At 71.0% G+C, this 25,957-nt stretch carries 24 protein-coding genes; 7 read left to right on the top strand and 17 right to left on the bottom strand.

All coding sequences use genetic code 11. The features are described 5' to 3' along the window. Positions 1-125: 125 nt before the first annotated feature. Positions 126-326 (bottom strand): acyl-CoA carboxylase subunit epsilon, encoded by a 201-nt coding sequence (locus tag ACXNSR_RS27380; RefSeq protein ID WP_189748744.1) that lies wholly within the window; start codon positions 324-326, stop codon positions 126-128. Positions 327-349: 23 nt separating this feature from the next. Further along, positions 350-1,933: an acyl-CoA carboxylase subunit beta gene (locus ACXNSR_RS27375; protein WP_458638065.1), complete on the bottom strand. Its 1,584-nt coding sequence runs from the start codon at positions 1,931-1,933 to the stop codon at positions 350-352. A gap of 272 nt (positions 1,934-2,205) precedes the next feature. On the opposite strand from ACXNSR_RS27375, the gene ACXNSR_RS27370 reads away from it, so the two are divergent. Further along, positions 2,206-2,823 carry a YceI family protein gene (locus ACXNSR_RS27370; protein ID WP_458638064.1) on the top strand — a complete coding sequence of 206 codons (618 nt, stop codon included), beginning with the start codon at positions 2,206-2,208 and terminating at the stop codon, positions 2,821-2,823. Positions 2,824-2,870: 47 nt separating this feature from the next. On the opposite strand, the gene ACXNSR_RS27365 is transcribed toward ACXNSR_RS27370, so the two are convergent. From ACXNSR_RS27365 to ACXNSR_RS27350, 4 genes are all read right to left on the bottom strand, one after another. Further along, the gene (locus ACXNSR_RS27365; protein ID WP_458638063.1) at positions 2,871-4,229 is read right to left on the bottom strand and encodes a hypothetical protein; all 1,359 of its coding nucleotides are present in this window, start codon (positions 4,227-4,229) and stop codon (positions 2,871-2,873) included. Between the two features lie 76 nt (positions 4,230-4,305). Further along, positions 4,306-5,937 (bottom strand): citramalate synthase, encoded by a 1,632-nt coding sequence (gene cimA, locus ACXNSR_RS27360; RefSeq protein WP_458638062.1) that lies wholly within the window; start codon positions 5,935-5,937, stop codon positions 4,306-4,308. Positions 5,938-6,215: 278 nt separating this feature from the next. Continuing rightward, positions 6,216-6,881: a TetR/AcrR family transcriptional regulator gene (locus ACXNSR_RS27355; protein WP_458638061.1), complete on the bottom strand. Its 666-nt coding sequence runs from the start codon at positions 6,879-6,881 to the stop codon at positions 6,216-6,218. A gap of 39 nt (positions 6,882-6,920) precedes the next feature. Beyond that, complete coding sequence (locus tag ACXNSR_RS27350) at positions 6,921-7,970, bottom strand: agmatine deiminase family protein (protein WP_458638060.1); 1,050 nt, start codon at positions 7,968-7,970, stop codon at positions 6,921-6,923. Between the two features lie 278 nt (positions 7,971-8,248). Between ACXNSR_RS27350 and ACXNSR_RS27345 the strand changes: the two genes are divergently transcribed. Next, complete coding sequence (locus tag ACXNSR_RS27345) at positions 8,249-9,676, top strand: cytosine permease (protein WP_458638059.1); 1,428 nt, start codon at positions 8,249-8,251, stop codon at positions 9,674-9,676. A gap of 71 nt (positions 9,677-9,747) precedes the next feature. Here the strand turns inward: ACXNSR_RS27345 and ACXNSR_RS27340 are convergent, their stop codons facing one another. After that, entirely contained in the window at positions 9,748-10,161 is a 414-nt protein-coding gene (locus tag ACXNSR_RS27340; RefSeq protein WP_458638058.1) for an RICIN domain-containing protein, read from the bottom strand. 347 nt (positions 10,162-10,508) lie between these two features. On the opposite strand from ACXNSR_RS27340, the gene ACXNSR_RS27335 reads away from it, so the two are divergent. After that, positions 10,509-11,279, top strand: a complete 771-nt coding sequence (locus ACXNSR_RS27335) for a cytochrome c biogenesis CcdA family protein (protein ID WP_458643406.1) — start codon at positions 10,509-10,511, stop codon at positions 11,277-11,279. Positions 11,280-11,442: 163 nt separating this feature from the next. Here the strand turns inward: ACXNSR_RS27335 and ACXNSR_RS27330 are convergent, their stop codons facing one another. The 4 genes from ACXNSR_RS27330 to ACXNSR_RS27315 form a co-directional block, all read right to left on the bottom strand. Next, positions 11,443-12,528: a branched-chain amino acid aminotransferase gene (locus ACXNSR_RS27330; protein WP_458638057.1), complete on the bottom strand. Its 1,086-nt coding sequence runs from the start codon at positions 12,526-12,528 to the stop codon at positions 11,443-11,445. 225 nt (positions 12,529-12,753) lie between these two features. Continuing rightward, positions 12,754-13,794 carry a 3-isopropylmalate dehydrogenase gene (locus ACXNSR_RS27325; RefSeq protein WP_252309876.1) on the bottom strand — a complete coding sequence of 347 codons (1,041 nt, stop codon included), beginning with the start codon at positions 13,792-13,794 and terminating at the stop codon, positions 12,754-12,756. A gap of 90 nt (positions 13,795-13,884) precedes the next feature. After that, positions 13,885-14,013, bottom strand: coding sequence for a hypothetical protein (locus tag ACXNSR_RS27320; protein ID WP_458638056.1), 129 nt, complete (start codon positions 14,011-14,013; stop codon positions 13,885-13,887). A 260-nt stretch (positions 14,014-14,273) separates the two neighbouring features. Then, positions 14,274-15,155 carry a LysR family transcriptional regulator gene (locus tag ACXNSR_RS27315; protein WP_458638055.1) on the bottom strand — a complete coding sequence of 294 codons (882 nt, stop codon included), beginning with the start codon at positions 15,153-15,155 and terminating at the stop codon, positions 14,274-14,276. A 101-nt stretch (positions 15,156-15,256) separates the two neighbouring features. Between ACXNSR_RS27315 and ACXNSR_RS27310 the strand changes: the two genes are divergently transcribed. Together ACXNSR_RS27310 and ACXNSR_RS27305 are read left to right on the top strand one after the other, a co-directional pair. Next, entirely contained in the window at positions 15,257-16,270 is a 1,014-nt protein-coding gene (locus ACXNSR_RS27310) for an NADP-dependent oxidoreductase (RefSeq protein ID WP_458638054.1), read from the top strand. A gap of 119 nt (positions 16,271-16,389) precedes the next feature. Continuing rightward, on the top strand, positions 16,390-18,420 hold the full coding sequence (locus ACXNSR_RS27305) for a phosphocholine-specific phospholipase C (RefSeq protein ID WP_458638053.1): 2,031 nt from the start codon (positions 16,390-16,392) through the stop codon (positions 18,418-18,420). Between the two features lie 16 nt (positions 18,421-18,436). Here the strand turns inward: ACXNSR_RS27305 and ACXNSR_RS27300 are convergent, their stop codons facing one another. Then, on the bottom strand, positions 18,437-18,973 hold the full coding sequence (locus ACXNSR_RS27300) for a GNAT family N-acetyltransferase (RefSeq protein WP_458638052.1): 537 nt from the start codon (positions 18,971-18,973) through the stop codon (positions 18,437-18,439). Positions 18,974-19,131: 158 nt separating this feature from the next. Between ACXNSR_RS27300 and ACXNSR_RS27295 the strand changes: the two genes are divergently transcribed. Continuing rightward, positions 19,132-19,833: a nitroreductase family protein gene (locus ACXNSR_RS27295; RefSeq protein WP_458638051.1), complete on the top strand. Its 702-nt coding sequence runs from the start codon at positions 19,132-19,134 to the stop codon at positions 19,831-19,833. Here ACXNSR_RS27295 and ACXNSR_RS27290 read toward each other — a convergent pair. The 4 genes from ACXNSR_RS27290 to ACXNSR_RS27275 all read right to left on the bottom strand — a co-directional run bounded on the left by ACXNSR_RS27290 (position 19,817) and on the right by ACXNSR_RS27275 (position 23,764). After that, positions 19,817-20,032, bottom strand: a complete 216-nt coding sequence (locus ACXNSR_RS27290; RefSeq protein ID WP_458638050.1) for a hypothetical protein — start codon at positions 20,030-20,032, stop codon at positions 19,817-19,819. The genes ACXNSR_RS27295 and ACXNSR_RS27290 overlap by 17 nt on opposite strands. Beyond that, complete coding sequence (locus tag ACXNSR_RS27285; protein ID WP_458638049.1) at positions 20,032-20,922, bottom strand: hypothetical protein; 891 nt, start codon at positions 20,920-20,922, stop codon at positions 20,032-20,034. Before ACXNSR_RS27285 ends, ACXNSR_RS27290 begins: the two co-directional genes overlap by 1 nt. 251 nt (positions 20,923-21,173) lie before the next feature. Next, positions 21,174-22,805 (bottom strand): L-glutamate gamma-semialdehyde dehydrogenase, encoded by a 1,632-nt coding sequence (pruA, locus tag ACXNSR_RS27280; RefSeq protein ID WP_458638048.1) that lies wholly within the window; start codon positions 22,803-22,805, stop codon positions 21,174-21,176. Positions 22,806-22,837: 32 nt separating this feature from the next. After that, positions 22,838-23,764: a proline dehydrogenase family protein gene (locus tag ACXNSR_RS27275; RefSeq protein ID WP_458638047.1), complete on the bottom strand. Its 927-nt coding sequence runs from the start codon at positions 23,762-23,764 to the stop codon at positions 22,838-22,840. A 160-nt stretch (positions 23,765-23,924) separates the two neighbouring features. On the opposite strand from ACXNSR_RS27275, the gene ACXNSR_RS27270 reads away from it, so the two are divergent. Continuing rightward, entirely contained in the window at positions 23,925-25,211 is a 1,287-nt protein-coding gene (locus ACXNSR_RS27270; RefSeq protein WP_458638046.1) for a PucR family transcriptional regulator, read from the top strand. An 85-nt stretch (positions 25,212-25,296) separates the two neighbouring features. On the opposite strand, the gene ACXNSR_RS27265 is transcribed toward ACXNSR_RS27270, so the two are convergent. After that, positions 25,297-25,875: a TetR/AcrR family transcriptional regulator gene (locus ACXNSR_RS27265; protein ID WP_458638045.1), complete on the bottom strand. Its 579-nt coding sequence runs from the start codon at positions 25,873-25,875 to the stop codon at positions 25,297-25,299. Between the last annotated feature and the right edge of the window lie 82 nt (positions 25,876-25,957).

Genomic DNA, 25,957 nt, shown 5'->3' with positions numbered 1-25,957 from the left:
CGTGCCGGTGACGGCTTCCCGGCCTCCCGTGCGCCCGCGTGGCCCCCTGCGGCCGGCGTCCTCGGCGGTGGTACGCGGAAGGCCCCGCACCCTGGACGGGTGCGGGGCCTTCTGGGCTGTGGGACTCAGCCCTGCCAGCTGTGCGGGGCGCGGAAGCCGGGCGTGCGCTCCAGGCGGCGCCAGCCGGCCTGGCCGGGCACGCGCGCCGGGGTCTCCTCGGGCGTGGCGGCCGCGCGGGCGAGCAGGATCGCGGTTATCGCGGCGAGCTCCTCGGGACGGGCGTTGCCCTTTTCGACGCGCAGCAGGGTGTCAGTGGCGGTGGTCATGTGGTGGCAGGTCTCCTTCGCGGTTACTGCGGCGGGTTGCCGTGCTTGCGGGACGGCAGATCGGCGTGCTTGTTGCGGAGCATCGCGAGGGCGCTGACGAGCACCTCGCGGGTCTCGGCGGGGTCGATGACGTCGTCGACGAGGCCGCGCTCGGCCGCGTAGTACGGGTGCATCAGCTCGGCCTTGTACTCCTTGACCATGCGTACGCGCATGGCCTCGGGGTCCTCGGCGTCCGCGATCTGCCTGCGGAAGATGACGTTGGCCGCGCCCTCGGCGCCCATCACGGCGATCTCGTTGGTCGGCCAGGCGTAGGTGATGTCGGCACCGATGGACTGGGAGTCCATGACGATGTACGCGCCGCCGTAGGCCTTGCGCAGGATCAGCGAGATCCGCGGGACGGTGGCGTTGCAGTACGCGTACAGCAGCTTGGCGCCGTGGCGGATGATGCCGCCGTGCTCCTGGTCGACGCCCGGCAGGAAGCCGGGGACGTCCAGCAGCGTGATGATCGGGATGTTGAAGGCGTCGCACATCTGGACGAACCGCGCGGACTTCTCGGAGGCCTCGATGTCCAGGACGCCTGCGAGGTGGGCGGGCTGGTTGGCGACGATGCCGACGACCTGGCCGTCCATCCGCGCCAGCGCGCAGATGATGTTGCGGGCCCAGCGCTCGTGGATCTCCAGGACGTCGCCGTCGTCGACGAGTTCCTCGATGACCTTGTGCATGTCGTACGGGCGGTTGCCGTCGGCGGGCACCAGGTCCAGGAGGACCTCGCTGCGCCGGCCGGCCGGGTCGGACGTCTCGTGGACGGGCGGGTTCTCGCGGTTGTTGGAGGGGAGCATCGAGATGAGGTAGCGGACCTCGGAGATGCAGGTCTCCTCGTCGTCGTACGCGAAGTGCGCCACGCCCGAGGTCTCGGCATGCACGTCGGCGCCGCCGAGGCCGTTCTGGGTGATCTCCTCGCCGGTCACCGCGCGGACCACGTCCGGGCCGGTGATGAACATCTGCGAGGTCTCGCGGACCATGAAGACGAAGTCCGTCAGCGCCGGGGAGTACGCGGCGCCGCCCGCGCACGGGCCGAGCATCACCGAGATCTGCGGGATGACGCCCGAGGCCCTGGTGTTGCGCTGGAAGATGCCGCCGTAGCCGGCGAGCGCGGAGACGCCCTCCTGGATACGGGCGCCGGCGCCGTCGTTGAGGGAGACCAGCGGGGCACCGGCCGCGATGGCCATGTCCATGATCTTGTGGATCTTCGTGGCGTGGGCCTCGCCCAGAGCGCCGCCGAAGATACGGAAGTCGTGCGCGTAGACGAAGACCGTCCGGCCCTCGACCGTGCCCCAGCCGGTGATGACACCGTCGGTGTAGGGCTTCTTGTTCTCGAGGCCGAAGCCGGTCGCCCGGTGGCGGCGCAGCTGCTCGACCTCCCTGAAGGAACCCTCGTCGAGGAGCAGCGCGATGCGCTCGCGCGCCGTCAGCTTGCCCTTCGCGTGCTGGGCCTCGGTCGCACGGTCACTCGGTCCACGCCGCGCCTGCTCGCGCAGGGAGTGCAGCTCGGCCACGCGCCCGCGGGCGTCCGTCGGCTCGCTCGGGGTCTGGTCCACAACGGTCATGTACCGACCTTACGAAGATCGTGATGAAAAACCTCCGTTCATTCCTCACAGTCTCGGAAGTCTTCCGCTGTCCGGCCCGCACAGTACGCCCACTGGATGTACGGACTCCGCCAGACGAGGCGCTCGCCCGTTGTGGGACCTTCACAAAATGACCTGACACCCCGCCTAGATGTTGAAATTTAAACAGAATGGGTCTAGCGTCGTTCCCGTTGAAGTCGTTGAAGATTCAACAGACTATTCGGACCGAGCAGGAAACCACCAAGGAGCAAGTCATGGGTCTCTTCACCCGCCGCAGCCAGAACGTGAACGTCCAGGACGGCGCCGTCGCCACCCTGGCAGTGGACCCGGCACTCGCCGCGCTCACCGGGGACTACGTCATCGACCCCGCCCACAGCAGCATCGGCTTCACCGTCCGCCACGCCATGGTGACCAACGTCCGCGGAGCCTTCGCCGAGCACGAGGGGAGCCTGCACCTGGACGGCGCGGACCCGGCGCGCTCCACCGCCTCCATCGACGTGAAGATCGCCTCCGTCGACACCGGCATCGCCGACCGCGACGCCCACCTGCGCAGCGGCGACTTCTTCGACGCCGAGGCCTTCCCGCTGATGACCTTCCGCTCCACCGAGGCACGTCAGCTCGGCGGGGACGCGTACCGCATCACCGGTGAGCTGACCATCAAGGACGTCACGCGCCCGCTCTCCATCGACCTGGAGTTCAACGGCTCGGCCACCGACCCCTACGGCAACGAGCGCGTCGGCTTCGAGGGCTCCACCGAGATCCTGCGCTCCGACTGGGGCCTGACGTGGAACGCCGCCCTGGAGGCCGGCGGTGTGATGGTCAGCGACAAGGTGAAGCTGACCTTCGACATCTCGGCCATCAAGCAGGCCTGACGCACGGGCTCCCCGGACGCTCGGAACCGGGGGCGGCCCCACACCCCCTAGAAGCCGCCCCCGCCGTCGAAGCCGCCGCCCCCGTCGAACCCTCCGCCGCCGAAGTCCCCGCCGCCGAAGTCGGACGGGTCGAAGTCGGCCCCGGAGAAGTCCCCGCCCTCGAAGCCGCTGCCCGTGCCGCCGCCGAAGTCCGAGGCATAGGCGGGGCTGGACATCATCGAACCGAGCAGCGTGCCGGCCAGCAGGCCGGGCAGGATGCCGCCGCCGAAGTAGCCGCCGGCCCAGGGACCGTACGCCGGGCCGGCGTCGTAGTACGGCCGCGGCCCGCGCTCGGTGTCCACCGTGCGGACCTCCGGGTCCAGGCCGTCGCGCAGCCGTACGGCGTCCGCCGTGCAGACCGGCACGGTACGGGCCGCCCCGCCGGCCGGAGCCCAGGTGGCGTCCTCGGTGCTCGGCCCGTGGCGCGGGTCGAAGAAGCAGGGCGAGCGGCGCTCGGGAAGCGGCCTGCCCTGACGGCGCGCGTCGAGGGTGGCCAGCGCGAAGCGGCCGTCCTCCAGTGCCTGTGTGACGCCCTTGACCTCGTCGGGCCGCTGGACCGAGGCCATGATCTGCTTGGCCTTCTCGTACGAGTCGAGGCCCTGCTCGTAGTCCCCCCGCATGGCGTCGTCGGCGCCGGGCTCACCGGGGTGGAAGTCGAGCCGTTCGAGCTCCTCGCCGAAGGCCGTGATGTCCTCGTCGACGACCACGCTCAGCCGGGCGACGGCTTCGCGCCGGGTCTCTTCCTTCTTCTTCCGGTTGCGGCGGACCAGCGCGTACGCACCGCCGCCGCCCACCACGGCCACCGCGCCGAGGGCGATCAGCGCGCCGACCGGGGCGCCGCGGTCGGCTCCGGTCGTGCCCCAGGAGGCCGGGGCGCTGCCCCCGACCTGGGGCAGGGCCTGGTCCACGAAGTTGTTGAGCTGCGTGTTCGCGTTCACTGGTGCGCCGGTCTTCACGGCCTCGGTGAGGTTGCGCACGGCGTTGCGCGGCATGACCGCTCTGTCCGCGCCGGCGTCGAAGCCGTCACCGAGCCGGATCGCGTACAGCCCGGTGATCCCGGTCTCGGCGCGGACCGCGCCGAGCACCTTGTCGGCGGGGAACGCGGAGGTGGCCGGGAGCACGGCCACGAACACCGGCTTCCCGGCGTCCTTGATCTTCTTCGCCAGCGCGTCCGCCTGGGCCGTGGACAACTGCGCCTCGGCCCCGGGAGCCACGTAGACCGGGCCCTTCTCGAGGGCCTCCCCCACGGCGGCGACCCCGTCGGCCGCCGCGGCCTGCGGCGCGGCGACGAGGCCGGTCGTCGCCAGCGCCAGCAGCAGGCCGCAGAGCAGCGGTCCGACACGCGTGGATATCAGCCTGGTCCTCATATCCATGACGCTACCGGAACCGGTACTTTCCCGTGTGAGCTGGACATAAGGGCCTCACCGGGCGGAGCCCGGCGGGCTACTCGGCGGGTTCGACGCCCGCGTGCAGCAGGCCGTAGGTGAACGCGTCCTCCAGGGCCTGCCAGGACGCCGCGATCACGTTCGGGGCCACGCCGACCGTGGACCACTCGCGTTCGCCGTCCGTCGTGGCGACCAGCACGCGGGTCGTGGACTCCGTGCCGTGCGTGCCCTCCAGGATGCGGACCTTGTAGTCGACGAGCTCGAACTTGGCGAGCTGCGGGTAGAACCGCTCCAGCGCCACCCGCAGCGCCCGGTCCAGCGCGTTGACCGGGCCGTTGCCCTCGGCCGTGGCGACGATCCGCTCGCCCTTGGCCCACAGCTTGACCGTGGCCTCGTTGGCGTGGGTGCCGTCCGGGCGGTCCTCGACGATCGCCCGCCACGACTCGATGCGGAAGTACTTGCGGGCGCGGCCCTCGGCCTCGGCGCGCAGCAGCAGTTCGAAGGAGGCGTCGGCCGCCTCGTAGGTGTAGCCCTGGAGTTCGCGCGCCTTGACCCGCTCCACGACCCGGGAGATGAGCGCGCGGTCCCCGCCGAGGTCGACGCCGAGCTCCTTGCCCTTGAGCTCGATGGAGGCACGGCCGGCCATGTCGGAGACCAACATCCGCATGGTGTTGCCGACCCGCTCGGGGTCGATGTGCTGGTAGAGGTCCGGGTCGACCTTGATGGCGGAGGCGTGCAGGCCCGCCTTGTGCGCGAACGCGGAGACGCCGACGTAGGGCTGGTGCGTGGAGGGGGTGAGGTTGACGACCTCGGCGATGGCGTGCGAGATGCGGGTCATCTCGGCGAGCGCCCCGTCGGGGAGCACCTTGCGCCCGTACTTGATCTCCAGGGCGGCGACGACGGGGAAGAGGTTGGCGTTGCCGACGCGTTCGCCGTACCCGTTGGCCGTGCACTGCACGTGGGTGGCGCCGGCGTCCACCGCCGCCAGGGTGTTGGCGACGGCGCAGCCGGTGTCGTCCTGGGCGTGGATGCCCAGGCGGGCGCCGGTGTCGGCGAGGACGGTGGCGACGGTGGCGGTCACCTGCGCGGGCAGCATGCCGCCGTTGGTGTCGCAGAGGATGACCACGTCGGCGCCCGCCTCGTGGGCGGTGCGCACGACGGACTTCGCGTACTCCGGGTTGGCCCGGTAGCCGTCGAAGAAGTGCTCGCAGTCGACGAAGACGCGGCGGCCCTGGGCGACCAGGTGGGAGACGGTGTCGCGGACCATCTCCAGGTTCTCGTCGAGGGTGGTGCGCAGGGCGAGCTCGACGTGGCGGTCGTGGGACTTGGCGACGAGCGTGATGACCGGGGCGCCGGATTCCAGCAGGGCCCGCACCTGCGGGTCCTGGTCGGCGGAACCGCCCGCGCGCCGGGTCGCGCCGAAGGCGACCAGCTGGGCGTTCTTGAAGCTGATCTCCGCGCGGGCGCGGGAGAAGAACTCGGTGTCACGGGGGTTGGCGCCGGGCCAGCCGCCCTCGATGAAGCCCACTCCGAAGTCGTCCAGATGCCGGGCGATCGTCAGCTTGTCGGCGACGGTGAGGTTGATGCCCTCGCGCTGGGCGCCGTCGCGCAGGGTGGTGTCGAAGACGTGGAAGCCGTCGTCCAGGCCTTCTGACAGCACGGTTGCTGCCGCCTCTGGTGTCGTCGTCATGCTGATCTGACTCCTGTCGGATGAGTGGTTCCGGATATGCCCGGCATCCACTGCCCCCATCATCGCGCGCGGTCCGGTCCCGGCAGGGATGGTCCGGGAAACGAAAAAACCTCTCGCGGGTAGCGAGAGGTCTGCGCGCGGGTCCGAGGCACGGTGGCCGCTTCCGCGAAGTTCTTCCACGGTTCAGCGGCCACTGGGGACCGGCGCGCTGCTGGCGATAATCATGAGCTGAGCAGGCACGCTGGCAGTGTGCCACAACGCCCGCCGCGGATGGACAGCTATCTCACGATGCGGTCACCGCCCGTCCGTGACGGCTCCCCGGCCCCGCCGTGCGGCGCGAGCGCCTCGGTGAGGTACTCGCGAACGTGGTCCAGGATCTCCTCGCGGGAAGCGGTCGGCAGACCCACCGCCAGCTGGATGCTGAATCCGTCGAGCAGGGCCCGGATCCGGGTCGCCACGCGGTCGGCGTCCACCGGGCGGAACTCCCCGCGCGAGACGCCCTCGGCGAGCAGCGCGACCAGGTCGCGGTGCCAGGCGCCCTCGATGGCGGCCTGCCGTTCGCGCTCCTGGGGGCCGGCGTTCTGGGAACGGTTCCAGACCTCCAGCCACAGCGTCCAGTGCGGGTCGCGGGCGCGCGTGGGCACATACAGGTCCACGTACGCCTGCAGGCGCTCGCCCACCGGACCGCGGCGGGCGAGCAGGGCCCGCCGCTCGCCGCCCAGCTCCGCCTCGCTCCACTCCAGGGTCTGCAGCAGGAGCTCGTCCTTGCTGCGGAAGTAGTAGAGGAGATGACCGCTGCTCATGCCGACCTCGCGGCCCAGCCCGGCCATGGTCAGGCCTTCCAGGCCGCGCTCGGCGATCGTGGCCATGGCGGCGACGAGTACGTCCTCGCGCGGGGGCGCGTTCTTGCGCGCCGCGCGTACCGGTACTCCACCCGCCACCATGGACCACTCCTCGTCGGTCGGCTGCCGGCCGTCTGCGGATCAGACCTTCGGCTGCTGCTGGGTGATGCAGTGGATACCGCCACCCCCGGCGAAAATCGTACGTGCGTCGACGAGGGTCACGGTCCGCTCGGGGAACAGTCCGCGGAAGATCTCCGCGGCCTCCTCGTCGCGCGGGTCGTCGAACGCGCACAGCACGACACCGCCGTTGCACAGGTAGTGGTTGATGTACGAGTAGTCCACCCACTCCCCGTCCTCCTCCAGCACCGTCGGCGCCGGAATCTCCACGACCTCCAGCTGCCGCCCGCGGGCGTCGGTGGACGCGCGCAGGATGGCGGCGATGGTCTTGCAGCGCTCGTGGTCCGGGTGGGCCGGGTCGGGCTGGGTGTGGACCATGACGACGCCGGGGCGCGCGAAGGCGGCGACGATGTCGACGTGGCCCTGGGTCCCGTAGGTGCCGTAGTCGCCGGCCAGGCCGTACGGCAGCCAGATCGCCTTGGTGGTGCCGAGGTGGGCGTGGATCTCGGCCTCCACCTGCTGGCGGGTCCAGCCGGGGTTGCGGCCCTCGCCCAGCTGGACGGTGTCGGTGAGCAGTACGGTGCCCTCGCCGTCGACGTGGATGGCGCCGCCCTCGTTGACGAGCTCGGTGCTGTACGTACGGGTGCCGGCCACGTCCGAGACGTGCCGGGCGATCTTCGAGTCGTGGTCCCAGCGGGCCCACTCCTGGGCGCCCCAGCCGTTGAAGGTCCAGTCGACGGCGGCGAGCTCGCCGGCGTCGTTGGTGACGAAGGTCGGGCCGATGTCGCGCATCCAGGCGTCGTCGAGCTCCTGCTCGACCAGCCGGACGTCGTCGCCGACGATCGCCCGGGCGCTGTCCGCGTCGCCGGGCGAGACCACGAGGGTCACCGGCTCGTACGCGCGGACCGCGCGGGCGACGGCACCCCAGGCCTCGCGGGCGTCGGCGAGCTCCTGCGCGTTGGTGAAGGTCGGGTTGGGGCTGGGCCAGGCCATCCAGGTGCGCTCGTGGGGCGTCCACTCGGCGGGCATCCGGAATCCGGCGTCGACGGGCTTGGCGGGCTGATGGGCGGTCATGGCAGGCAGGTCCTTACGGGCTGTGCTGACGTACGGGAAGTACGGGCGGTTGAGGGCGACCGGCCCGCTGCGCGCGTCCGCATCGACCGCGCCCACCCGGGAGTCGAGCCGGACCTCCTCGGGGCCGATCCACCACCTCTTGAGTCGATGGCTTAGAGCATCACTCTAACTCTTCATTTCTTGGGAGGGAATCATTGACCTGAAGGCAAGCCTTGAGTCACATTGAGTGTCGCTCAAACAAAGCGCAACCACCCCCCGCCCTGCCAAGGGAGTCCCCCATGCCCATCGAACAGCGCGGAGTCGACACCATCCCCGAGGACGAGCGGACGAGCGGTCCCCGCGACCTGATCTCGATCCTTCTCGGCTCCAACCTCTGCCTCGGTGTGATCGTCTTCGGCTGGCTGCCCCCGTCCTTCGGACTGGGCCTGTGGCCCTCGGTCACCGCCGTCGTGACCGGCACGCTCGTCGGCATCGCCTTCACCGCGCCGCTGGCGCTCGTCTCCCTGCGCACCGCGACCAACCTCTCGACCTCCAGCGGCGCGCAGTTCGGCGTCCGCGGCCGGCTCGTGGGCTCGGTGGTGGGTCTGCTGCTCTCGCTCGGCTACACCGCACTCACCCTGTGGATCGGCGGCGACGTGATGGTGGGCGTCCTCTCCCGGCTCACCGGGCTGCCGGACACCGGTGCCACGCGCGGCCTGATGTACGGCGTACTCGCCGCGTGCACCGTCGTCGCGGCCGTCTTCGGCTACAAGCTGCTGCTGCGCATGAGCAAGATCCTGGCCGTCGCCATGGTGGTACTGCTGGCCATCGGCGTCCTCGCCTACTCCGGGGACTTCACCACCGCGGCCCCGCCGGACACCGCGTACCTGCTCGGCTCCTTCTGGCCGACCTGGATCCTCGCCGCCGTCGCCGCCGGACTCAGCGGCCCGGTCGCCTTCATCACCCTGCTCGGCGACTACACCCGGTACATCTCCCCGCAGCGGCACAGCTCCCGCAAGGTGCTGTGGGCCACCGGGTTCGGACTGCTCTTCGGCCTTCTGGTCCCGCAGCTGTTCGGCACCTACACCGCGCTCGCCGCCCGGGCCGGAACCGAGTACGCCGGTCCGCTGGTGGCGGCCTCGCCCTTCTGGTACCTGATCCCGCTGCTCGCCGCCGCCGCGGCCGGCTCGGTCGGCAACGCCGGGCTCATGCTCTACTCGATGGGCCTCGACCTCGACGCCATCGTGCCCAGGGCCACCCGGACCACGGCCACCCTGGTCGCGGCGGCGGTCTCCACGGCCTTCGTCTTCATCGGCTCCTTCGAGTGGGACGTACAGTCCGCGATGACCTCGTTCGTGCTGGTCCTGACCGCGATCGGCACCCCGTGGGCCGTGATCACCCTCATCGGGTACGTGCGCTGCCGCGGGCACTACGACGCCGACGCGCTCCAGGTCTTCAACCGCCGCTCGGTGGGCGGGATCTACTGGTACCGCTCCGGCTGGAACGTCGCCGCCACCGCTTCCTGGGCGATCGGCGCCGGCATCGGCCTGCTCGCCGTGACCACCCCCTTCTACGAGGGCCCGTTGCTCTCCCTCACCGGCGGGGTGGACTGCTCCTTCGTCCTGTCCGGTCTGACGGGCGGACTCGTGTACGCCGCTCTCACCGCACGCCGCTCCCCCGCCCCGGCGCCGGCGGTCACCGCCGCCGAGGAGCCGGCGGCCGCCTGAGGTCCCCCGTACGGGCGCAGGCCCGCGCCCCGGGGATGCCGGGGCGCGGGCCTGCGTACGTGGTGCGCCGGTCAGGACCAGCGCTGGTAGTTGCCGCCGTTGTCCGGCAGCGTGTAGACCTGCCCCCGCTGGTTGCTGTCCAGAACCCGGCCGGTGGCCTTGTTCTTGATCTTCCAGCCGCTGGAGGTCTTCGTCTCCCACCACTTCTGGTGGTCGTTGCCGTCCTGGCAGCTCCGGAGGTAGACGTCGCCGGCGGCGTTGCTGTCGAGGCATACATTGCCGGAGCCCTTGTGGGCCTTGAGCTGCCAGGATCCGTCGCCCTGCTTGACCTCGCGCCACCTGGGAGCGCTGTCGTCGCCGGTCAGTACCATCCCGAAGGTGCCCTGCCCGACCATCAGGTATTTCCCGGTGGCCACGTTGCGCCAGGACACATTGCCGTCGGCGAATGCGTTCGTCGCCGCTCCGAGCGCCAGAGCCGGAACCATCAGGGCAACAGAAACGGGCCGTACGACACGCCTGCTGATCTTCAATTCTTTCCCCTTTGTTTCGGGGCGGGCTCTTTTGATCGAGGGCCGGTCAAGCCCCCGGTCGACCCCCTGTCGGATCACCCACCCCGAAGCGCGACCGTATCCGAGGCCCGCACCGTGTGTCACAGGAATTTAATCCGGCAATTGCCGTGAACAACTCCAATGCACACATAGGGAAGTTATCGGTGCCGATCCCCCGGCGCCCGGCCGCGCACCCTGACCGAGGCCGCCCGGATGCCGCGTGCCACACTGGGGACACCTACCGTCTGCGCACGTGCCTCGACCGGGCCGCGAACAAGGAGGCCCTGGTGGTCCTGGCATCGACTACGTCGGTGGTGACGAGCGGCACCCTGGTCGCCGCCGTACCGGTGGCCCTCCTGGCCGGCCTCATCTCGTTCTTCTCCCCCTGCGTACTGCCACTCGTCCCGGGATACCTCGGCTACGTCACGGGGCTTTCCGCCTCCACGCTGGACCCCGGGGCGCGGGAGGAAAAGCGTGGCCGCATGTTCCTGGGCGCCTTCCTCTTCGTACTCGGATTCTCGGCCCCATTCGTCACCCAGGGCGCCTTCTTCGGCTATTTCGGCAATACCCTGTCCGCACACAAGGACACGCTCAACATAATTCTGGGAAGCCTGACGATCCTGTTCGGTCTCGCCTTCATGGGATTCCTCCCCGGTTTCACGCAGCGCGACTTCCGGATCCACCGCAAGCCCGGAGCCGGACTGCTCGGCGCACCGGTTCTCGGCTTCACGTTCGGACTCGGGTGGTCGCCCTGCATGGGCCCGACCCTCGGAACGGTGATGAGCCTGTCCATGGGGCAGGAGAGCGCGGGCCGGGGCGCACTGCTCGTGTCCTTCTTCTGCCTGGGGCTGGGCGTTCCCTTCATCCTCGCGGCCGTCGCCTTCCGCCGTTCCATGAAGGCGTTCGGCTGGGTCAAGCGGCACTACTCGCTGGTGCTCAGGATCGGCGGCGGGTTCCTCATCGCGGTCGGAGTGCTCCTCGTCACCGGGCTCTGGAGCGACTTCGTCTACCAGCTGCAGATCTGGCTGCCCGCCTCCAACGCGGTCGGGATCTGAACGGGGCGACGCCCGCGGCGGGTCGGGGCGGTCCCCGGTACGCCCCTTCACGTGAAAAGCGCCTCCGGCGGGGCGGGAAGAAGGACCTCGACGGTCCCCGTTCCCGCTCGCCGGAGGCGCTTCCCGGTTTCCGGAGCACCTGCGGGGCGACCCGCGGCGCAGACTAGCCGAGCGGGTGCATCCAGCCGTGGTTGTCGGCGCTGTGGCCGGTCTGGAGTTCCAGCAGCGCCTTGCGCAGACGCATGGTGACCTGGCCCGGCTCACCGTCGCCCTGGGTCCAGTTGGCGCGCTCGGACTTGACCGAGCCGACCGGGGTGATGACGGCGGCGGTGCCGCACGCGAACACCTCGGTGAGGGTGCCGTTCGCGTTGTCGCGCTGCCAGTCCTCGGTGGTCAGACGGCCCTCCTCGGCGGTGTAGCCGAGGTCGCGGGCGATGGTGAGGAGGGAGTCGCGGGTGATGCCGGGAAGGAGCGAGCCGGTGAGCTCCGGGGTGACGATGCGGTCGCCGTACACGAAGTACAGGTTCATCCCGCCCATCTCCTCGATCCAGCGGTGCTCGACGGCGTCCAGCCAGACCACCTGGTCGCAGCCGTGCGAGGCCGCCTGGGCCTGCGCGACCAGCGAGGCCGCGTAGTTGCCGCCGGTCTTCGCGGCGCCGGTGCCGCCCTTGACCGCGCGGACGTAGTCCTCGGAGAGCCAGACGGAGACGGGCTTGACGCCGCCGGGGAAGTACGCGCCGGCGGGCGAGGCGATGACGATGAAGAGGAACTCGTTCGCCGGGCGGACGCCGAGGCCGACCTCGGAGGCGAACATGAAGGGGCGCAGGTAGAGGGAGGCCTCGCCGGAGTCCGGCACCCAGGCGCGGTCCTGCTTGATCAGCGCGTCGCAGGCCTCGATGAAGAGCTCGGTCGGCAGCTCCGGCATGGCCATGCGGCGGGCCGAGGCCTGGAAGCGCGCGGCGTTGGCCTCGGGGCGGAAGGTGGCCACGGTGCCGTCGGGCTGGCGGTAGGCCTTGAGGCCCTCGAAGATCGTCTGCGCGTAGTGCAGCGTCATGTTCGCCGGGTCGATCGAGAGCGGCGCGTACGGGACCAGCTCGGCGTCGTGCCAGCCGCGGCCCTCCGTCCACTTGATCGTCACCATGTGGTCGGTGAAGTGGCGGCCGAAGCCGGGGCTGGCCAGGATCGCCTCGCGCTCCGCATCGGACAGCGGGTTCGAGGAGGGCTTGAGCTCGATCGTGGGCGTCGTCATGAGTGCTTGTCCTTCACCGGTTGTGTATGGCGGACCGCGCTCACGGCGTACTAGGACGTCCGAGCTTCCCCGCATTCCGCGGCCTCGCGTTCGATTATCGCGCGCGGGCAGGCTTCGGAGAAGCGGGGAGAGCGGCCCAGGGGAGATGGTGGCACCCGGGGCCGCGCAGGAAAAGCCGCCGGGTCCCATTGTGACCCGGCGGCTTCCTGAGGTGGAGCTGCCGGGTCAGCCGGCTACCCGAGCGGCGAGGGCGTCGCCGATCGCGTCGGTGGAGCGGAAGGTTCCGTCGCGCTCCGCCAGGTCGGCGGAGACCGCGTCCTCGATGCGGACGGCCTGGGCCTCGTAGCCCAGGTGACGCAGCAGGAGGGCGACGGAGAGGATCGTCGCGGTCGGGTCGGCCTTGCCGGTGCCCGCGATGTCCGGGGCCGAGCCGTGGACGGGCTCGAACATGGACGGGAAGGCGCCGGTCGGGTTGATGTTCCCGGAGGCGGCGAGGCCGATTCCGCCGGTCACGGCGGCGGCCAGGTCGGTGAGGATGTCACCGAAGAGGTTGTCCGTGACGATGACGTCGAAGCGCTCGGGCTGGGTGACGAAGAAGATCGTCGCGGCGTCGACGTGCAGGTAGTCGGTGGTGACCTCGGGGTACTCCTGGCCGACCTTGTCGAAGATGTTCTTCCACATGTGACCCGCGTACACGAGGACGTTGTTCTTGTGGACCAGCGTCAGCTTCTTGCGGGGGCGGGCGTTCGCCCGCTCGTACGCGTCGCGGACGACGCGCTCGACGCCGTACGCGGTGTTGATGCTGACCTCGGTGGCCACCTCGGCGGGGGTGCCGGTGCGCAGGCTGCCGCCGTTGCCGGTGTACGGGCCCTCGGTGCCCTCGCGGACCACGACGAAGTCGATCTCCGGACGCCCGGCCAGCGGGGTGGCCGTGTTCGGGAACAGCTTCGACGGGCGCAGGTTGATGAAGTGGTCGAAGGCGAAGCGGAGCTTCAGCAGCAGGCCCCGCTCCAGCACGCCGGACGGAACCGAGGGGTCGCCGATGGCACCCAGCAGGATCGCGTCGTGGTGCTTGAGGGCTTCGAGCTCCGCGTCCGGCAGGGTCTCACCGGTGCGGTGCCAGCGCTGGGCGCCGAGATCGTATTGCTTGGTCTCCAGCTTCACATCCTGGGGCAGGACCGCGGTAAGGACCTTGAGTCCCTGAGCCACGACTTCCTGGCCGATGCCATCACCGGGGATCACTGCGAGATTGATGCTGGTCGACATGACGGAACCGTACTCCGTGTCCCAGCCCTCAGACATTCTGCGTCCACCATGTGGACGAATGCGGACGCAGAACGTCTCGGGCGGCGCAGGTCAGTGACCGGTCGACCCGCCGTTGTCACGGCGGTCGAGGGCGCGCTGGAGAGCGGCGGCGGCGTTCTTGCGGTCGTCGGCCGAGGCGGAGGTGTGGCGGACGCGGCGGGCGGCGGTGGAAGCGGTCATGGTGATCGACTCCTTGAGATCACGGCGTGGCGGGGCCACGGATGAGGGGTTCCTTCAAGGCGCCGGAAGAGGCGGGGAGCAGTGCGCCGCAGGGGTTGCCTGCCAGGGGCGCGCGCTCTCGACCGCCATTCGCCTGATCGGCGAGACGTTCGGCTTCTACAAAGCTAGGCCAGGTCCCGTTGTATGTCTCGGCAATTACTCGGGCTTCCTACTATCTGAGACGCGCAGCGCCCCGGAAAGCCCCTTCCGGAGGGTCCGTTTCAGCCCTTCTCGGAGCGAAGTTCCCTGATCAGGGCCTTTACGGCGAGAGTTGAGGCCGATTCCGACGTAGTGACGTATCCCACCTGCCTCACCGGCCCCGCGGGGCCCAGATCGGTGACGTCCACCGCCTCGGTCGCCTCCCTCAGGGACAGCTCGGGCATGATCGCCATGCCGAGTCCGCGGCCGACCATGGTCAGCACCATCGCGTCGTCCTCCGCCTTGACCGTCGCCCGCGGGATCCAGTCCTGGGCCCGCCACCAGGAGCGGGTGTAGGAACCGCAGTTCTCGTCCCAGTCCATCAGCGGCAGGCCCTTCGGGTCCGGGTGCCCGGCCGGGTGGACCAGCCGGTACGCCTCCTGGGCCAGCACCCCGGTCAGCAGCCCGGGGGCGACCTCCTGCGAGCCGCCCAGCGTGGCGATGCCCAGGTCGGCGCGGCCCGCCGCCACTTCCCCGGCCGCTCCCGCACCGATCTCGCGCACCACGCGGACCTCGGGCCGGATGCCCGGGTGCCGGGCCGTGAGCCGCTCCAGCGCGGGTGGCAGCAGGTGCAGGGCCGCGCTGCGGAACGCGGCGATCCGCAGCACCCCCTCCACCGCGCCGCGGCCCGCGCCCCGCACCTCCGCGCCGAGGACCTCGTACATCCGCAGGATCCGGCGGGCGAGGGCGACGGCCCGCTCCCCCGCGGGGGTCGGGGTGGCCCCGCCGCGGCCGCGTTCGAAGAGCACCGCGCCGACCTTGGCCTCGCTGCCGCGCACGGAGTGGGAGACGGCCGACTGGGTCAGGCCGAGGGCGGCCGCGGCGGCGCTGAAGCCGCCGCTCTCGGCGACGGCGACCAGGATCCGCAGTTCCTGGGGCAGCAGGTCGGCAGTGCTTCCCGCCATGGGCGCTTCCACCTCGTTCTATGAGCGTCGTTCATGGACGTGCCGGTTCCATGAACGCAACCCCCTGTCCGGGCCGGCCATTCCTTCCTAGCGTTGGGCCCATGACCACGAAGACCGCTCACGCCGTCCACCAGATCGCCCGCCCCACCGGCTTCCCCACCGCCGGGGACTTCGCCTACGCCGCCTTCCCGGTCCCGGAGCCGGCGTCCGGCACCGCGCTCGTCGAGAACCTCCTGCTCTCGGTGGACCCGTACCACCGCGGCATGATGGACGGCGGTGAGGGCGGCTTCGAGCTGAACACCCCGCTGGAGGGCCGCTCGGTGGGCCGGGTGCTGGCCTCCCGCGACCCGGGGCTGCGCGAGGGCGACCTGGTCTTCCACCGCGCGGGCTGGCGGACCCACGCCCTGGTCACCCTCGGCGCGGACGGAACGCGCAAGCTGCACGGCCACGACGGCGTCCCGCTGGAGGCGTACCTCTCCATCCTGGGCGGTACCGGCCTGACCGCGTACGCGGCCCTCACCCGGACGGCGGCCCTGCGCAGCGGCGAGGACCTCTTCGTCTCCGCCGCCGCGGGCGGGGTCGGCACGGCCACCGGCCACATCGCCCGGCTGCTGGGCGCCCGGCGGATCATCGGCAGCGCGGGCTCGGCGGCCAAGGTCCGCCACCTCACCGGCGCGCTCGGCTTCGACGCGGCGTTCGACTACCACGACGGGCCGGTCGGCGAGCAGCTCGCGCAGGCCGCCCCGGACGGTATCGACGTCTACGTGGACAACGTCGGCGGGGACCACCTGGAGGGGGCGATCGGCGCGCTGCGCGCGCACGGGCGGATCGCCTGGGTGGGTGCGATCTCGATGTACAACGGGGACCGCTCGCCGGCCGCGCCCCGCAACCTCTTCGAGGTCGTACACAAGTCCCTGCGCCTGGAAGGTGTATTGGTTCGCAATCACACCAATCTGCAGGACGAGTTGGAGGACTTCCTCGTCCCGCATCTGCGCAGTGGCCGGATCGGTACCGACACCACCGTTGTCCAGGGATTTGACCGGACGGTGGAGGCCTTCCTGGGCATGCTCCGCGGGGAGAACCTGGGCAAGATGCTGGTCCGGACCGGTGGCTGATTCCAGCCACCCCTATGTTCACCGATTTCTTACCGCACGGATGTAGACCTTTGATCCCGGCGCCGCCACTCTTGCCGTCGATGTGCCAGCGGGGCACTTGAGTTGGAGGCGAGAGGCCAGTGACACCGATCAGCCGCAGAGGTTTCGTGGGTATCGGCGCCGGGCTCGTGGCGGGCGCCACCCTGCCCGCGGTCACACCGACGACGGCGGCGGCGGCCGCCGCGACCGGCACCATCACCGATGTGAAGCACGTGGTGATCCTGATGCAGGAGAACCGCAGCTTCGACCACTACTTCGGCAGGCTGAAGGGTGTCCGCGGATTCGGCGACCGCGCCGCCGGCAACATCCCGGGCGGCTGGGGCATGTTCAACCAGCCCAACTGGGGCGGCCGCCAGTACCCGTGGAAGCTGTCCGCCACCCCGCCGGCGGGCGGCGCGGACAGCGAGACCCTGGCCCAGTGCACCGGCGACCTCCCGCACAGCTGGACCTCGCAGCACGCCGCCTGGAACAAGGGCCGGATGGACAACTGGGTCACGGGCGTCGGCAACGTCCGCACCCTCGGCCACCTCGACCGGGGGGACATTCCCTTCCACTACGGCCTCGCCGACAACTACACGATCTGCGACGCGTACTTCTGCTCCGCCCTCAGCGCGACCGGCCCCAACCGCACCTTCCTGTGGAGCGGCAGGATCGACGCCACCAGCAAGGACGGAGGCGACGAGTCCGGGCTGACCTGGGAGACGTACGCGGAGGCCCTCCAGCGGGCCGGCATGAGCTGGAAGGTCTACCAGAACGCCCAGGACAACTACGGCGACAACGGTCTCGCCTACTTCAAGAACTTCACCGACGCGGCCCCCGGGAACCCGCTGTGGGACCGGGGCATGGGCTCGGTCCCCCGGGTCACCGGCTCCACCCCGGACGACATCGCCGCCGCGATACGCGCCGACGTCGTGGCGGGCACCCTCCCCCAGGTGTCCTGGGTCGTGGCCAGCGAGGCCTTCTCGGAGCACCCCTACGCCCCGCCCGGCGACGGCGCCCACTTCGTGGACCTGGTCTACCGCGCCCTGGCCGCGAACCCCGAGGTGTTCGACTCCACGGTCCTCTTCCTCAACTACGACGAGAACGACGGCTTCTTCGACCACGTCCCCCCGCCGGTCGCCCCGCCCGGCACTCCCGGCGAATACCTCGACGGCCTGCCGATCGGCCTCGGCTTCCGCGTCCCGATGATCGTGATGTCCCCCTGGACCCGCGGCGGCTGGGTGAGCTCGGAGGTCTTCGACCACACCTCGGTGCTGCGGTTCATGGAGAAGTGGACGGCCGCCCTCGGCACCCCCGCCACCTGTCCGAACATCAGCGCCTGGCGCCGCAAGGTGGTCGGCGACCTGACCGGTGTCTTCGACTTCGCGCACCCGGTCTACGGGGTCCCCGCGGGCCTCCCCTCCACCGCCAAGGTGATCGGCCAGGCGACCTGCGCCCCGCTCCCCAACCCGGCGCCCCAGGACAACGCCCTCCCGGCGCAGGAGCCCGGTACCCGACCGGCGCGGGCCCTGCCGTACCAGGCGAACGGCAACCTGGACCGCTTCGAGTTCGGACCGGCCGGCCAGATCACGGCCTGGTTCTCGATGGCCAACCAGGGCACCGAGGCGAAGCGGGCGGCGCACTTCTCGATCCACCCGCACCAGCACCGGGACACGACGGCCTGGCAGTACACCGTCGACCCGGGCGGCACGAGCAGCGACTACTTCCACATCGGCCTCGGCCACGGCTCGGGCAAGTACGACATCTCGATGCACGGGCCGAACCGCTTCCTGCGCCGCTTCATCGGCGACGCGTCGAAGCCGGGCAAGGACATCGAGGTGGCGGCCCGGTTCGCGGTCGAGCCGGGCACCGGCAAGCCGGCGGTCTACTTCAGGATGAAGAACTCCTCCGGCTCACCCGTCACCTTCACGATCCGCTCGAACGCCTACCGCACGGACGGCCCGTGGACCTACACGGTCCCGGCGAACTCCTCGCGCGAGGACTTCTTCAACGCGGTGGCCTACAGCAAGGGCTGGTACGACTTCACGATCCTCGCCGACTCCGACGGCACCTGGTCGCGCCGCTACACGGGCCACATCGAGACGGGTTCGGCCAGCATCACGGGCGCGTAGCCCACCCGGGCCCGGCCTAGAGAACGTCCCCGTCCCGCCAGTCGAAGTCGAGCCGCCCGGCCGGGTCCAGCCGGATCCCGCCGGGCGGTGCCCATACATAGGTGGAGCCCTCCTCCTCGGGCAGCCGCACCGGCCCGTCCGGCGAGAGGGCCCCCACCCGGCCCGGCCACACCGACCAGCCGCGGGCGAGGTAGAGCCCGGCCCCCTCCTGCGACGCCGACAGCGCGCCCAGCACGTAGGCCCCGGCCACGAACCGCTCCAGCCGTGCCATGACCTGCCCGCCGAGGCCGCGGCGCCTGAGGCCTGCCCGTACGGCCACGGCCTCCACGTATCCGGTGCGCAGGGCGCGTCCGCGGTGCAGGACCCGCCGCTGCACGACGCTGCCGTGCGCGACGAGCCGGCCGTCCAGACGGACCAGGACGTGCATCCCGCCGAGCGCGTGCTCGAAGTCCTCGTCGGAGAAGTCCCCTTCGAAGGCCGCGTCGAGCAGGTCCCGGACCTCCCTCAGCCCGTCGGCGGTCAGCTGCGAGGTGTGCGCGGTCCGCGTGTCCATCACTGCTCCAGCCGTTCGGTGCACCGCGTGCGGGCGCGGCCGCGCCCGTCCCGCGACCGTACCAAGGACCGCATTGCGGACGCCGAACCGCGCACACCGGCCGCCATCGGCCGAAGCGGCACTAGCGGTCTGGACCAATGCCTCGGCAGACTCGCCCCATGTCGCCCGATACCCAGCAGTGGACCCCCACCCACGGCCAGCCGTACCGTCCCACCGCCTACCGGCCCGAGCGGATGCCGCAGCCGGAATCGATCGCGCGCGCCGCCGAGTTGCGGGCCCGGATGGACGAGCGGCGGACCGTACGCCACTTCTCCCCCGATCCGGTACCCGAGCAGGTGGTCCGGGACGCCATCGCCTGCGCCGCGACCGCCCCCTCCGGGGCGCACCAGCAGCCGTGGACCTTCGTCCTGGTCAAGGACCCGGCTGTCCGGCAGCAGATCCGCGCGGCCGCCGAGCAGGAGGAGCAGCTGTCCTACGACGGCCGGCTGGGCGACGAATGGCTCGCCGCCCTGCGTCCCATCGGCACGGACGCCGTGAAGACCCACCTCACGGACGCCCCGGCACTGATCGTGGTCTTCCAGCAGCGCTACTGGCTCGGCCCGGACGGCACGAAGCGCAAGCACTACTACGTCGACGAATCGGTCGGCATCGCGGTCGGCATGCTCCTGTCCGCGCTCCACCTGTCCGGCCTGGCGGCGCTGGTCCACACCCCCAGTCCCATGCGCTTCCTCAGCCACGTCCTGGACCGCCCGGAGAACGAGAAGGCCTTCGCCGTCGTCCCGGTGGGCTACCCGGCGGACGACTGCGAGGTCCCGGACCTCCTGCGCAAGTCCCTGGACCAGGTCATCGTGGAGGTGTGACGACCTCCCCGGCGGGCGGCTCCGGAGCCGGCCCGGACTGCCCGCCGCCGAGGGCCTCGGCGAGCCGCATCCCGATCCGCACCCGGTCCTCGGGGCTGCCGGCGTCCATGGCGGCCCGCACCTGCCGCAGGATCAGCCAGTCCCGCACCACCTTCGCGACCCCGAGCACGGCCGCCGTCACGATTGCCGCGGTCAGCATCACAGCGCCCTCCCCGCCGGGGCGGCCGACGCGTAACAGGGCCCGCGCCGCAGGGTGACGAAGGCTCCGCCCATCGCGATCTCACCCGGAAACCACGGCTGGTCCCGCAGCCGCTCGGCGATCCGGTCCGGCCGCTCCGCCAGGCCGCTGCGACGCAGACGCCGCTCCAGTTCGTCCCGTTCCACTCCGCAGCACCACTCGACGACCACGTCCCCGCCGTGGGTGTACACGTTGGCCGATCCGTGTGCGGCCCCGGCTGCGCTCAGCAGCCCCGGACGCCTCAGCAGTCTGCTGTTCAGCCAGTCCTGTGCCATGACCGATCCGGGGTCGCCTCCCGCGTCGGCGCGCCCGCCGAGCTCCGCCGCTTCCACGGGATGGAGGCGATGACGGTTGCGCCGCCACAGTTGCGTCAGTCCGTCACCGTGCTCCGGCAGCAGCGGGCGCCAGTCCGGATCGGGGTGCACCAGCGTCACCGTTGCCCGGCTCGGCAGCTGGTTCAGCGCCCAGCTACGGCCCACCGGGGCGATGCGCAGCCCCGGCACCCCGCGCAGTCCGCCGTAGTGCTCGTCGATGCGCGGCAGCACCGCGGAAAGGACCCGGTCGGCCATCGCCGGCTGCAGGACGAGTGCCAGACCGGCGGGAGCCGGCCGGGCGGCGGTGAAGCCGAACAGGGCGCCGTCACGGCACTCGTGTTCCCGGAGCCCGTCGGCGAGCTCGGCCACCAGGAGCGATTCGAGGATGCGCTGCGCCTCGTCCTCGGGTTCCGGGACCGGTCGGTGGCGGGTGATCAGGCCCGACTCCGCCCAGCCGAGGCAGGCGCGGTGCGGCAGGCCGGTGGCCTCGCGGCAGATGGTGGCCACACGATGGCGGTTGTCGGTGCGCCTGGACATACGTCTCCCCTGGCGTCGTCCCGGCACGGACGCGTAGAGGTCTCGTATCTCCTGGCAAAACACCCCACCCCGTACGGGAACTCGTGAGAGCCCTCGGCTCCCTCGGGTAACCGGGCCCGAGTACTGGAGCGTGTCGCCGTACACGACAACTTTGCTCAGGCTAGCAGGAGTTGACGGGTGGGGAAATGGATACCGCCCCCGCACCGGACTTGGGGGTGCCGGGGCGGGGGCGGGGTTCAGCGGGGCGGAGGTCAGCCCATGTGGGGGTACGCGTACTCGGTCGGCGCGACCAGCGTCTCCTTGATGGAGCGGGTCGAGGTCCAGCGCTGCAGGTTGCTCGCGGCACCCGCCTTGTCGTTGGTGCCCGAGGCGCGGCCACCGCCGAAGGGCTGCTGGCCGACGACGGCGCCGGTGGACTTGTCGTTGATGTAGAAGTTGCCCGCCGCGAAGCGGAGCTTCTCCATCGCGTCGGCGGCCGCGTACCGGTCCGCCGCGATGATCGAGCCGGTCAGGGCGTACGCCGAGACGGACTCCATCTGCGCGAGCATCGCGTCGAAGTCGGCGTCCTCGTAGACGTGCACGGCGAGGATCGGGCCGAAGTACTCGGTCGTGAAGACCTCGTTCTCCGGGTCGGTGCACGCGATGACGGTCGGACGGACGAAGTAGCCCTCCGAGTCGTCGTACGTGCCACCGGCGATGATCTCGCAGGTCGGGTCGGCGATGGCACGGTCGATGGCGGCCTTGTTCTTCGCGAAGGACCGCTCGTCGATGACGGCACCGATGAAGTTGGTCAGGTCACGGACGTCGCCCATGGTGATGCCGTCGACCTCGGCCGCGAAGGCCTCCTTGAAGCCGTCGTTCCAGATCGAGGCCGGGACGTAGGCGCGCGAGGACGCCGAGCACTTCTGGCCCTGGAACTCGAAGGAGCCGCGGGTCAGGGCGGTCTTCAGGACGGCGCGGTCCGCGGACGGGTGCGCGACGACGAAGTCCTTGCCACCGGTCTCGCCGACCAGGCGCGGGTAGGACTTGTACTTCTCGATGTTGTTGCCGACCGTCTTCCACAGGTACTGGAAGGTCTTGGTCGAGCCGGTGAAGTGGATGCCGGCCAGCTCGGGGTGGTTCAGGGCCACCTCCGACACCGCGATGCCGTCGCCGGTCACCAGGTTGATGACGCCCTTGGGCAGGCCGGCCTCCTCCAGGAGCTCCATGAGGAGGATCGCCGAGTGGGTCTGCGTCGGGGACGGCTTCCACAGGACCACGTTGCCCATGAGCGCGGGGGCGGTCGGCAGGTTGCCCGCGATGGCCGTGAAGTTGAACGGCGTGATCGCGTAGACGAAGCCCTCGAGCGGACGGTGGTCGCTGCGGTTCCACACGCCGGCGGAGTTCGCGACCGGCTGCTCGGCCAGGATCTGGCGGGCGAAGTGGACGTTGAAGCGCCAGAAGTCGACGAGCTCGCACGGGGTGTCGATCTCGGCCTGCTGCGCGGTCTTCGACTGGCCCAGCATGGTGGAGGCGGCGAGCTTCTCGCGCCACGGACCGGACAGCAGCTCGGCGGCGCGCAGGATGATCGCGGCGCGGTCGTCGAAGGACATCGAGCGCCAGGCCGGGGCGGCGGCGAGGGCGGCGTCGATGGCCTCCTGCGCGTCGGCCTCGGTGGCGTTGGCGTAGGTGCCGAGCACCGACTTGTGGTCGTGCGGCTGGACCACGTCGAAGCGCTCGCCACCGCCCATCCGCTTGACGCCGTTGATCGTCATCGGGAGGTCGATCGGGTTCTCGGACAGCTGCTTGAGCTGCGCCTCGAGACGCGCGCGCTCCGGGGTGCCGGGGGCGTACGAGTGGACCGGCTCGTTGACCGGCGCGGGGACCTGGGTCACAGCATCCATGGGGCTGGTAACTCCTTGAGCTAGTGGGGTGCCTAGTTCTTGGTGATCATCGAGCGGACGAAGAAGAGGAGGTTGGCCGGCTTCTCCGCGAGGCGGCGCATGAAGTAGCCGTACCAGTCCGTCCCGTACGCGGTGTAGACGCGCATCCGGTGGCCCTCGGCGGCGAGCCGCAGGTGCTCCTCGCTGCGGATGCCGTACAGCATCTGGAACTCGTACTCGTCCAGCTTGCGCCCGGCCTTGCGGGCGAGCTCCTGGCCGATGGCGATCAGGCGCGGGTCGTGCGACCCGATCATCGGATAGCCCTCGCCGTCCATGAGGATCTTCAGGATCCGGACGTACGCCTTGTCGATCTCCGCCTTGTCCAGGTAGGCGACCTCGGCGGGCTCCTTGTAGGCGCCCTTCACGATGCGGACGCGGCTGCCGTTGGCGGCGAGGCGGCGGGCGTCGGCCTCCGTGCGGAAGAGGTACGCCTGGATCACGCAGCCGGTCTGCGGGAAGTCCTTCCGCAGCTCCTCGTGGATGGCGAACATCGAGTCGAGGGTGGTGTGGTCCTCGGCGTCGAGCGTCACGGTGGTGCCGATGGCGGCCGCGGCCTCGACGACCGGGCGGACGTTGGCGAGCGCCAGCTCGTGGCCGCCCTCCAGGGCCTGGCCGAACATCGACAGCTTGACGGACATCTCGGCCTTCTCGCCGAGACCGAGCTCCGCGAGGCGCTCGATGAGCAGGAGGTAGGCGTCCCGGGCGGCGTAGGACTGCTCGACCTCGGTGATGTCCTCGCCGACGACGTCGAGGGTGACCTCCAGGCCGGCCCGCGTGAGCTCCTCGACGATCGGGATGACCTGATCGACGGTCTCGCCGGGGATGAACCGGTTCACCACGGGCTTGGTCACCGGGGCGGCGGAGACGATACGACGCATCTTGTCGCTGCGCGAAGCGGCGAGGATCACGGGACCCAGCACGGGGGCACCTCCAACGGGGCTCAGGAGAAAAGCGCTAGTAAAACCACCGTGAAACCTAAGGATCGCTTCGATCCTCTGCCATCGACAGCTGTCACGCATCCGTGTCCCGGATCTCATACATCTGTCTGAAGAGCCCGCGCCGAGGTGGGAGAATGTCGGCGTGAAGGGCGATTACCAGGACCTGGTGGACGAGATCTCCGCGCTGCTCGGCGCCCCGGCGACCCTGGAGAACCGGGACTTCCGGCTGATCGCCTTCGGCGCCCACGACAGCGACGACGATCTGGCCATGGACCCGGTACGGACCCGCTCGATCCTGACCCGGCAGTCGACGGCGGACGTCCGGTCCTGGTTCGAGGGCTTCGGCATCGCCCGCGCCACCGGGCCGGTCCGGATCCCGGCGGCGCCGGACGCGGGGGTGTTCCGGGGGCGGATCTGCCTGCCCGTGCGGTACCGGGGCATCGTGCAGGGCTACGTATGGCTGCTGGACCAGGAGCCCGGCAAGCCCGGGCCGGAGCAGGCGGCGCTGGACGCGGCCATGGAGGTCGCCCAGCGCATCGGGGTGCTGCTCGCCGAGGAGGCGAGGGCCGGGGCCGACCTGTCGCGGGAGTTCCTGGCGGTGCTCACGGCCGGCCCGGGCTGGCCGCAGGACATGGCGGTGGCCGCGTTGCGGGCCGCCCTCGGGCCGGGTGGGGACGGGCTGCACGCGGCGGTCTGCGTGGCGCCGTGGCCCGGGGAGGCTCCGGCGTCGGTACCGGGCGCGGCGGCGGTGTGCGTCGTACCGCGGCGGGGCGCGGGCGAGCCGGGCGGCGGCGCCGGGCCCGGTGCGGCGGCGGGGCCGGGACCCGGGCCGGAGCCCGCGGGCGAGCCGGCTCTGGCGGTGCTGCTCCGGCTGCGCTCGACGGACGCGCTGGCTCCGGCCCTGGCGGCGGTGGCCCGGCTGCTGCCGCGCGCCGCGGAGGCGGCGGGAACGGGCAAGGCCGTCGGCGGGAAGGGCACGGGCGCGGGCGCCGGGGCCACCACGGCGGTCGCCCGCGGGGTGACCGCGGGCGTCGGCGACCCCGTACGGGGCCTCGCCGACCTGCCCGCCGCCTGGGAGCAGGCCGTCGCGGCCGCCCGGGCGGCCGCGGCCCAGCCCCGCTTCGGCCCGGTCGCCCAGTGGTCGGCGATCGGCCCGTACCGGCTGCTGGCGGCGCTCGCCGCCGATCCTGTGGACGACCCCGCGGCCCGCACCCTGCTGACCCCGGCCAACCGTGAACTCGCCCGCACCGCCGAGGTCTTCCTGGACTGCGCGGGCCAGGCGGGCCGCGCGGCGGCCGCCCTGGGCATCCACCGCCAGACCCTCTACTACCGCCTGGCCCGGGTGGAACAGTTGACCGGTCTCGACCTGGACGAGGGCGAGGACCGCCTGTTGCTCCACATGGCCCTCAAGGCGTCCCGCCTGGCCTGAGCCGTCCGGGCGGCCACCTGCTCGATGCGTGCGCGGCGGTCCGGCCGGGGGCGGGCGGGCCCGGCGGATGAGGCGGCTCCTCCGGTCAGTCCTGGGGCCGCGTCATCATCTCGGCCGCCCGGCGCATGCCTTCGGTGAACTCCTCGGCGGTCGCGGCCGACTCCGGGTCGAAGAGCCACTGGATCATCAAGCCGTTCAGCAGGGCCTGGTAGAAGCCGCCCAGCGTGCGCACGTCCCGCTCGTCGAGCTGGTCCTCCGGGGTCCCGGTGAGCATCGAGATCAGCCCCCGGCGGCCCTCGGCCTGCGAGGCCGCGAGCATGGACCTCAACTCCGGCCGCTGGTCCCGGCCGAGCGCCACCTCCAGGCTGGCCGCCCAGATCGGGCCGGACTTCTCGTGCTGCTCCAGCACGCCCTCCCACAGGGAGCGGAAGCGCTCCAACGATCCGCCCTCGCCGTCGAGTCCGTCCTCGAACACCGCGCCCCACTCTTCCATCAGGCCGATGAAGGCCTGGGTGAGGAGGGCGTCCTTCGAGCCGTAGTGGTAGCCGATGGAGGCCAGATTGGTCCCCGAGGCGCCGACGATGTCGCGCGCGGTCGTGCGCACGAACCCCTTCTCGACCAGGCACTTCTTGGCGCCTTCGAGCAGATCTTCACGATGTCCCATGGCCACACGGTAGCAAGACAAGCGTCCAAGACAACAGTTCTAGACAGTCGTCATAGACAAGCGTTTAAGACGTGTGTACATT

The organism is Streptomyces sp. NC-S4, assembly GCF_054353315.1.
The sequence above is the reverse complement of the archived record's forward strand: the minus strand, read 5'-3'. Positions and strand labels throughout refer to the sequence as shown.

What these genes read in the sequence shown, in the direction of transcription:
- ACXNSR_RS27325 (WP_252309876.1), bottom strand. Translation starts at nt 13,794, where the DNA reads ATGTCGACCAGCATCAATCTCGCAGTGATCCCCGGTGATGGCATCGGC.
- ACXNSR_RS27285 (WP_458638049.1), bottom strand. Translation starts at nt 20,922, where the DNA reads ATGTCCAGGCGCACCGACAACCGCCATCGTGTGGCCACCATCTGCCGC.
- ACXNSR_RS27340 (WP_458638058.1), bottom strand. Translation starts at nt 10,161, where the DNA reads ATGGTTCCGGCTCTGGCGCTCGGAGCGGCGACGAACGCATTCGCCGAC.
- pruA (WP_458638048.1), bottom strand. Translation starts at nt 22,805, where the DNA reads ATGGATGCTGTGACCCAGGTCCCCGCGCCGGTCAACGAGCCGGTCCAC.
- ACXNSR_RS27375 (WP_458638065.1), bottom strand. Translation starts at nt 1,933, where the DNA reads ATGACCGTTGTGGACCAGACCCCGAGCGAGCCGACGGACGCCCGCGGG.
- ACXNSR_RS27290 (WP_458638050.1), bottom strand. Translation starts at nt 20,032, where the DNA reads ATGCTGACCGCGGCAATCGTGACGGCGGCCGTGCTCGGGGTCGCGAAG.
- ACXNSR_RS27320 (WP_458638056.1), bottom strand. Translation starts at nt 14,013, where the DNA reads ATGACCGCTTCCACCGCCGCCCGCCGCGTCCGCCACACCTCCGCCTCG.
- ACXNSR_RS27345 (WP_458638059.1), top strand. Translation starts at nt 8,249, where the DNA reads ATGCCCATCGAACAGCGCGGAGTCGACACCATCCCCGAGGACGAGCGG.
- ACXNSR_RS27265 (WP_458638045.1), bottom strand. Translation starts at nt 25,875, where the DNA reads ATGGGACATCGTGAAGATCTGCTCGAAGGCGCCAAGAAGTGCCTGGTC.
- ACXNSR_RS27355 (WP_458638061.1), bottom strand. Translation starts at nt 6,881, where the DNA reads ATGGTGGCGGGTGGAGTACCGGTACGCGCGGCGCGCAAGAACGCGCCC.
- ACXNSR_RS27300 (WP_458638052.1), bottom strand. Translation starts at nt 18,973, where the DNA reads ATGGACACGCGGACCGCGCACACCTCGCAGCTGACCGCCGACGGGCTG.
- ACXNSR_RS27380 (WP_189748744.1), bottom strand. Translation starts at nt 326, where the DNA reads ATGACCACCGCCACTGACACCCTGCTGCGCGTCGAAAAGGGCAACGCC.
- ACXNSR_RS27350 (WP_458638060.1), bottom strand. Translation starts at nt 7,970, where the DNA reads ATGACCGCCCATCAGCCCGCCAAGCCCGTCGACGCCGGATTCCGGATG.
- cimA (WP_458638062.1), bottom strand. Translation starts at nt 5,937, where the DNA reads ATGACGACGACACCAGAGGCGGCAGCAACCGTGCTGTCAGAAGGCCTG.
- ACXNSR_RS27310 (WP_458638054.1), top strand. Translation starts at nt 15,257, where the DNA reads ATGACCACGAAGACCGCTCACGCCGTCCACCAGATCGCCCGCCCCACC.
- ACXNSR_RS27330 (WP_458638057.1), bottom strand. Translation starts at nt 12,528, where the DNA reads ATGACGACGCCCACGATCGAGCTCAAGCCCTCCTCGAACCCGCTGTCC.
- ACXNSR_RS27295 (WP_458638051.1), top strand. Translation starts at nt 19,132, where the DNA reads ATGTCGCCCGATACCCAGCAGTGGACCCCCACCCACGGCCAGCCGTAC.
- ACXNSR_RS27370 (WP_458638064.1), top strand. Translation starts at nt 2,206, where the DNA reads ATGGGTCTCTTCACCCGCCGCAGCCAGAACGTGAACGTCCAGGACGGC.
- ACXNSR_RS27315 (WP_458638055.1), bottom strand. Translation starts at nt 15,155, where the DNA reads ATGGCGGGAAGCACTGCCGACCTGCTGCCCCAGGAACTGCGGATCCTG.
- ACXNSR_RS27365 (WP_458638063.1), bottom strand. Translation starts at nt 4,229, where the DNA reads ATGAGGACCAGGCTGATATCCACGCGTGTCGGACCGCTGCTCTGCGGC.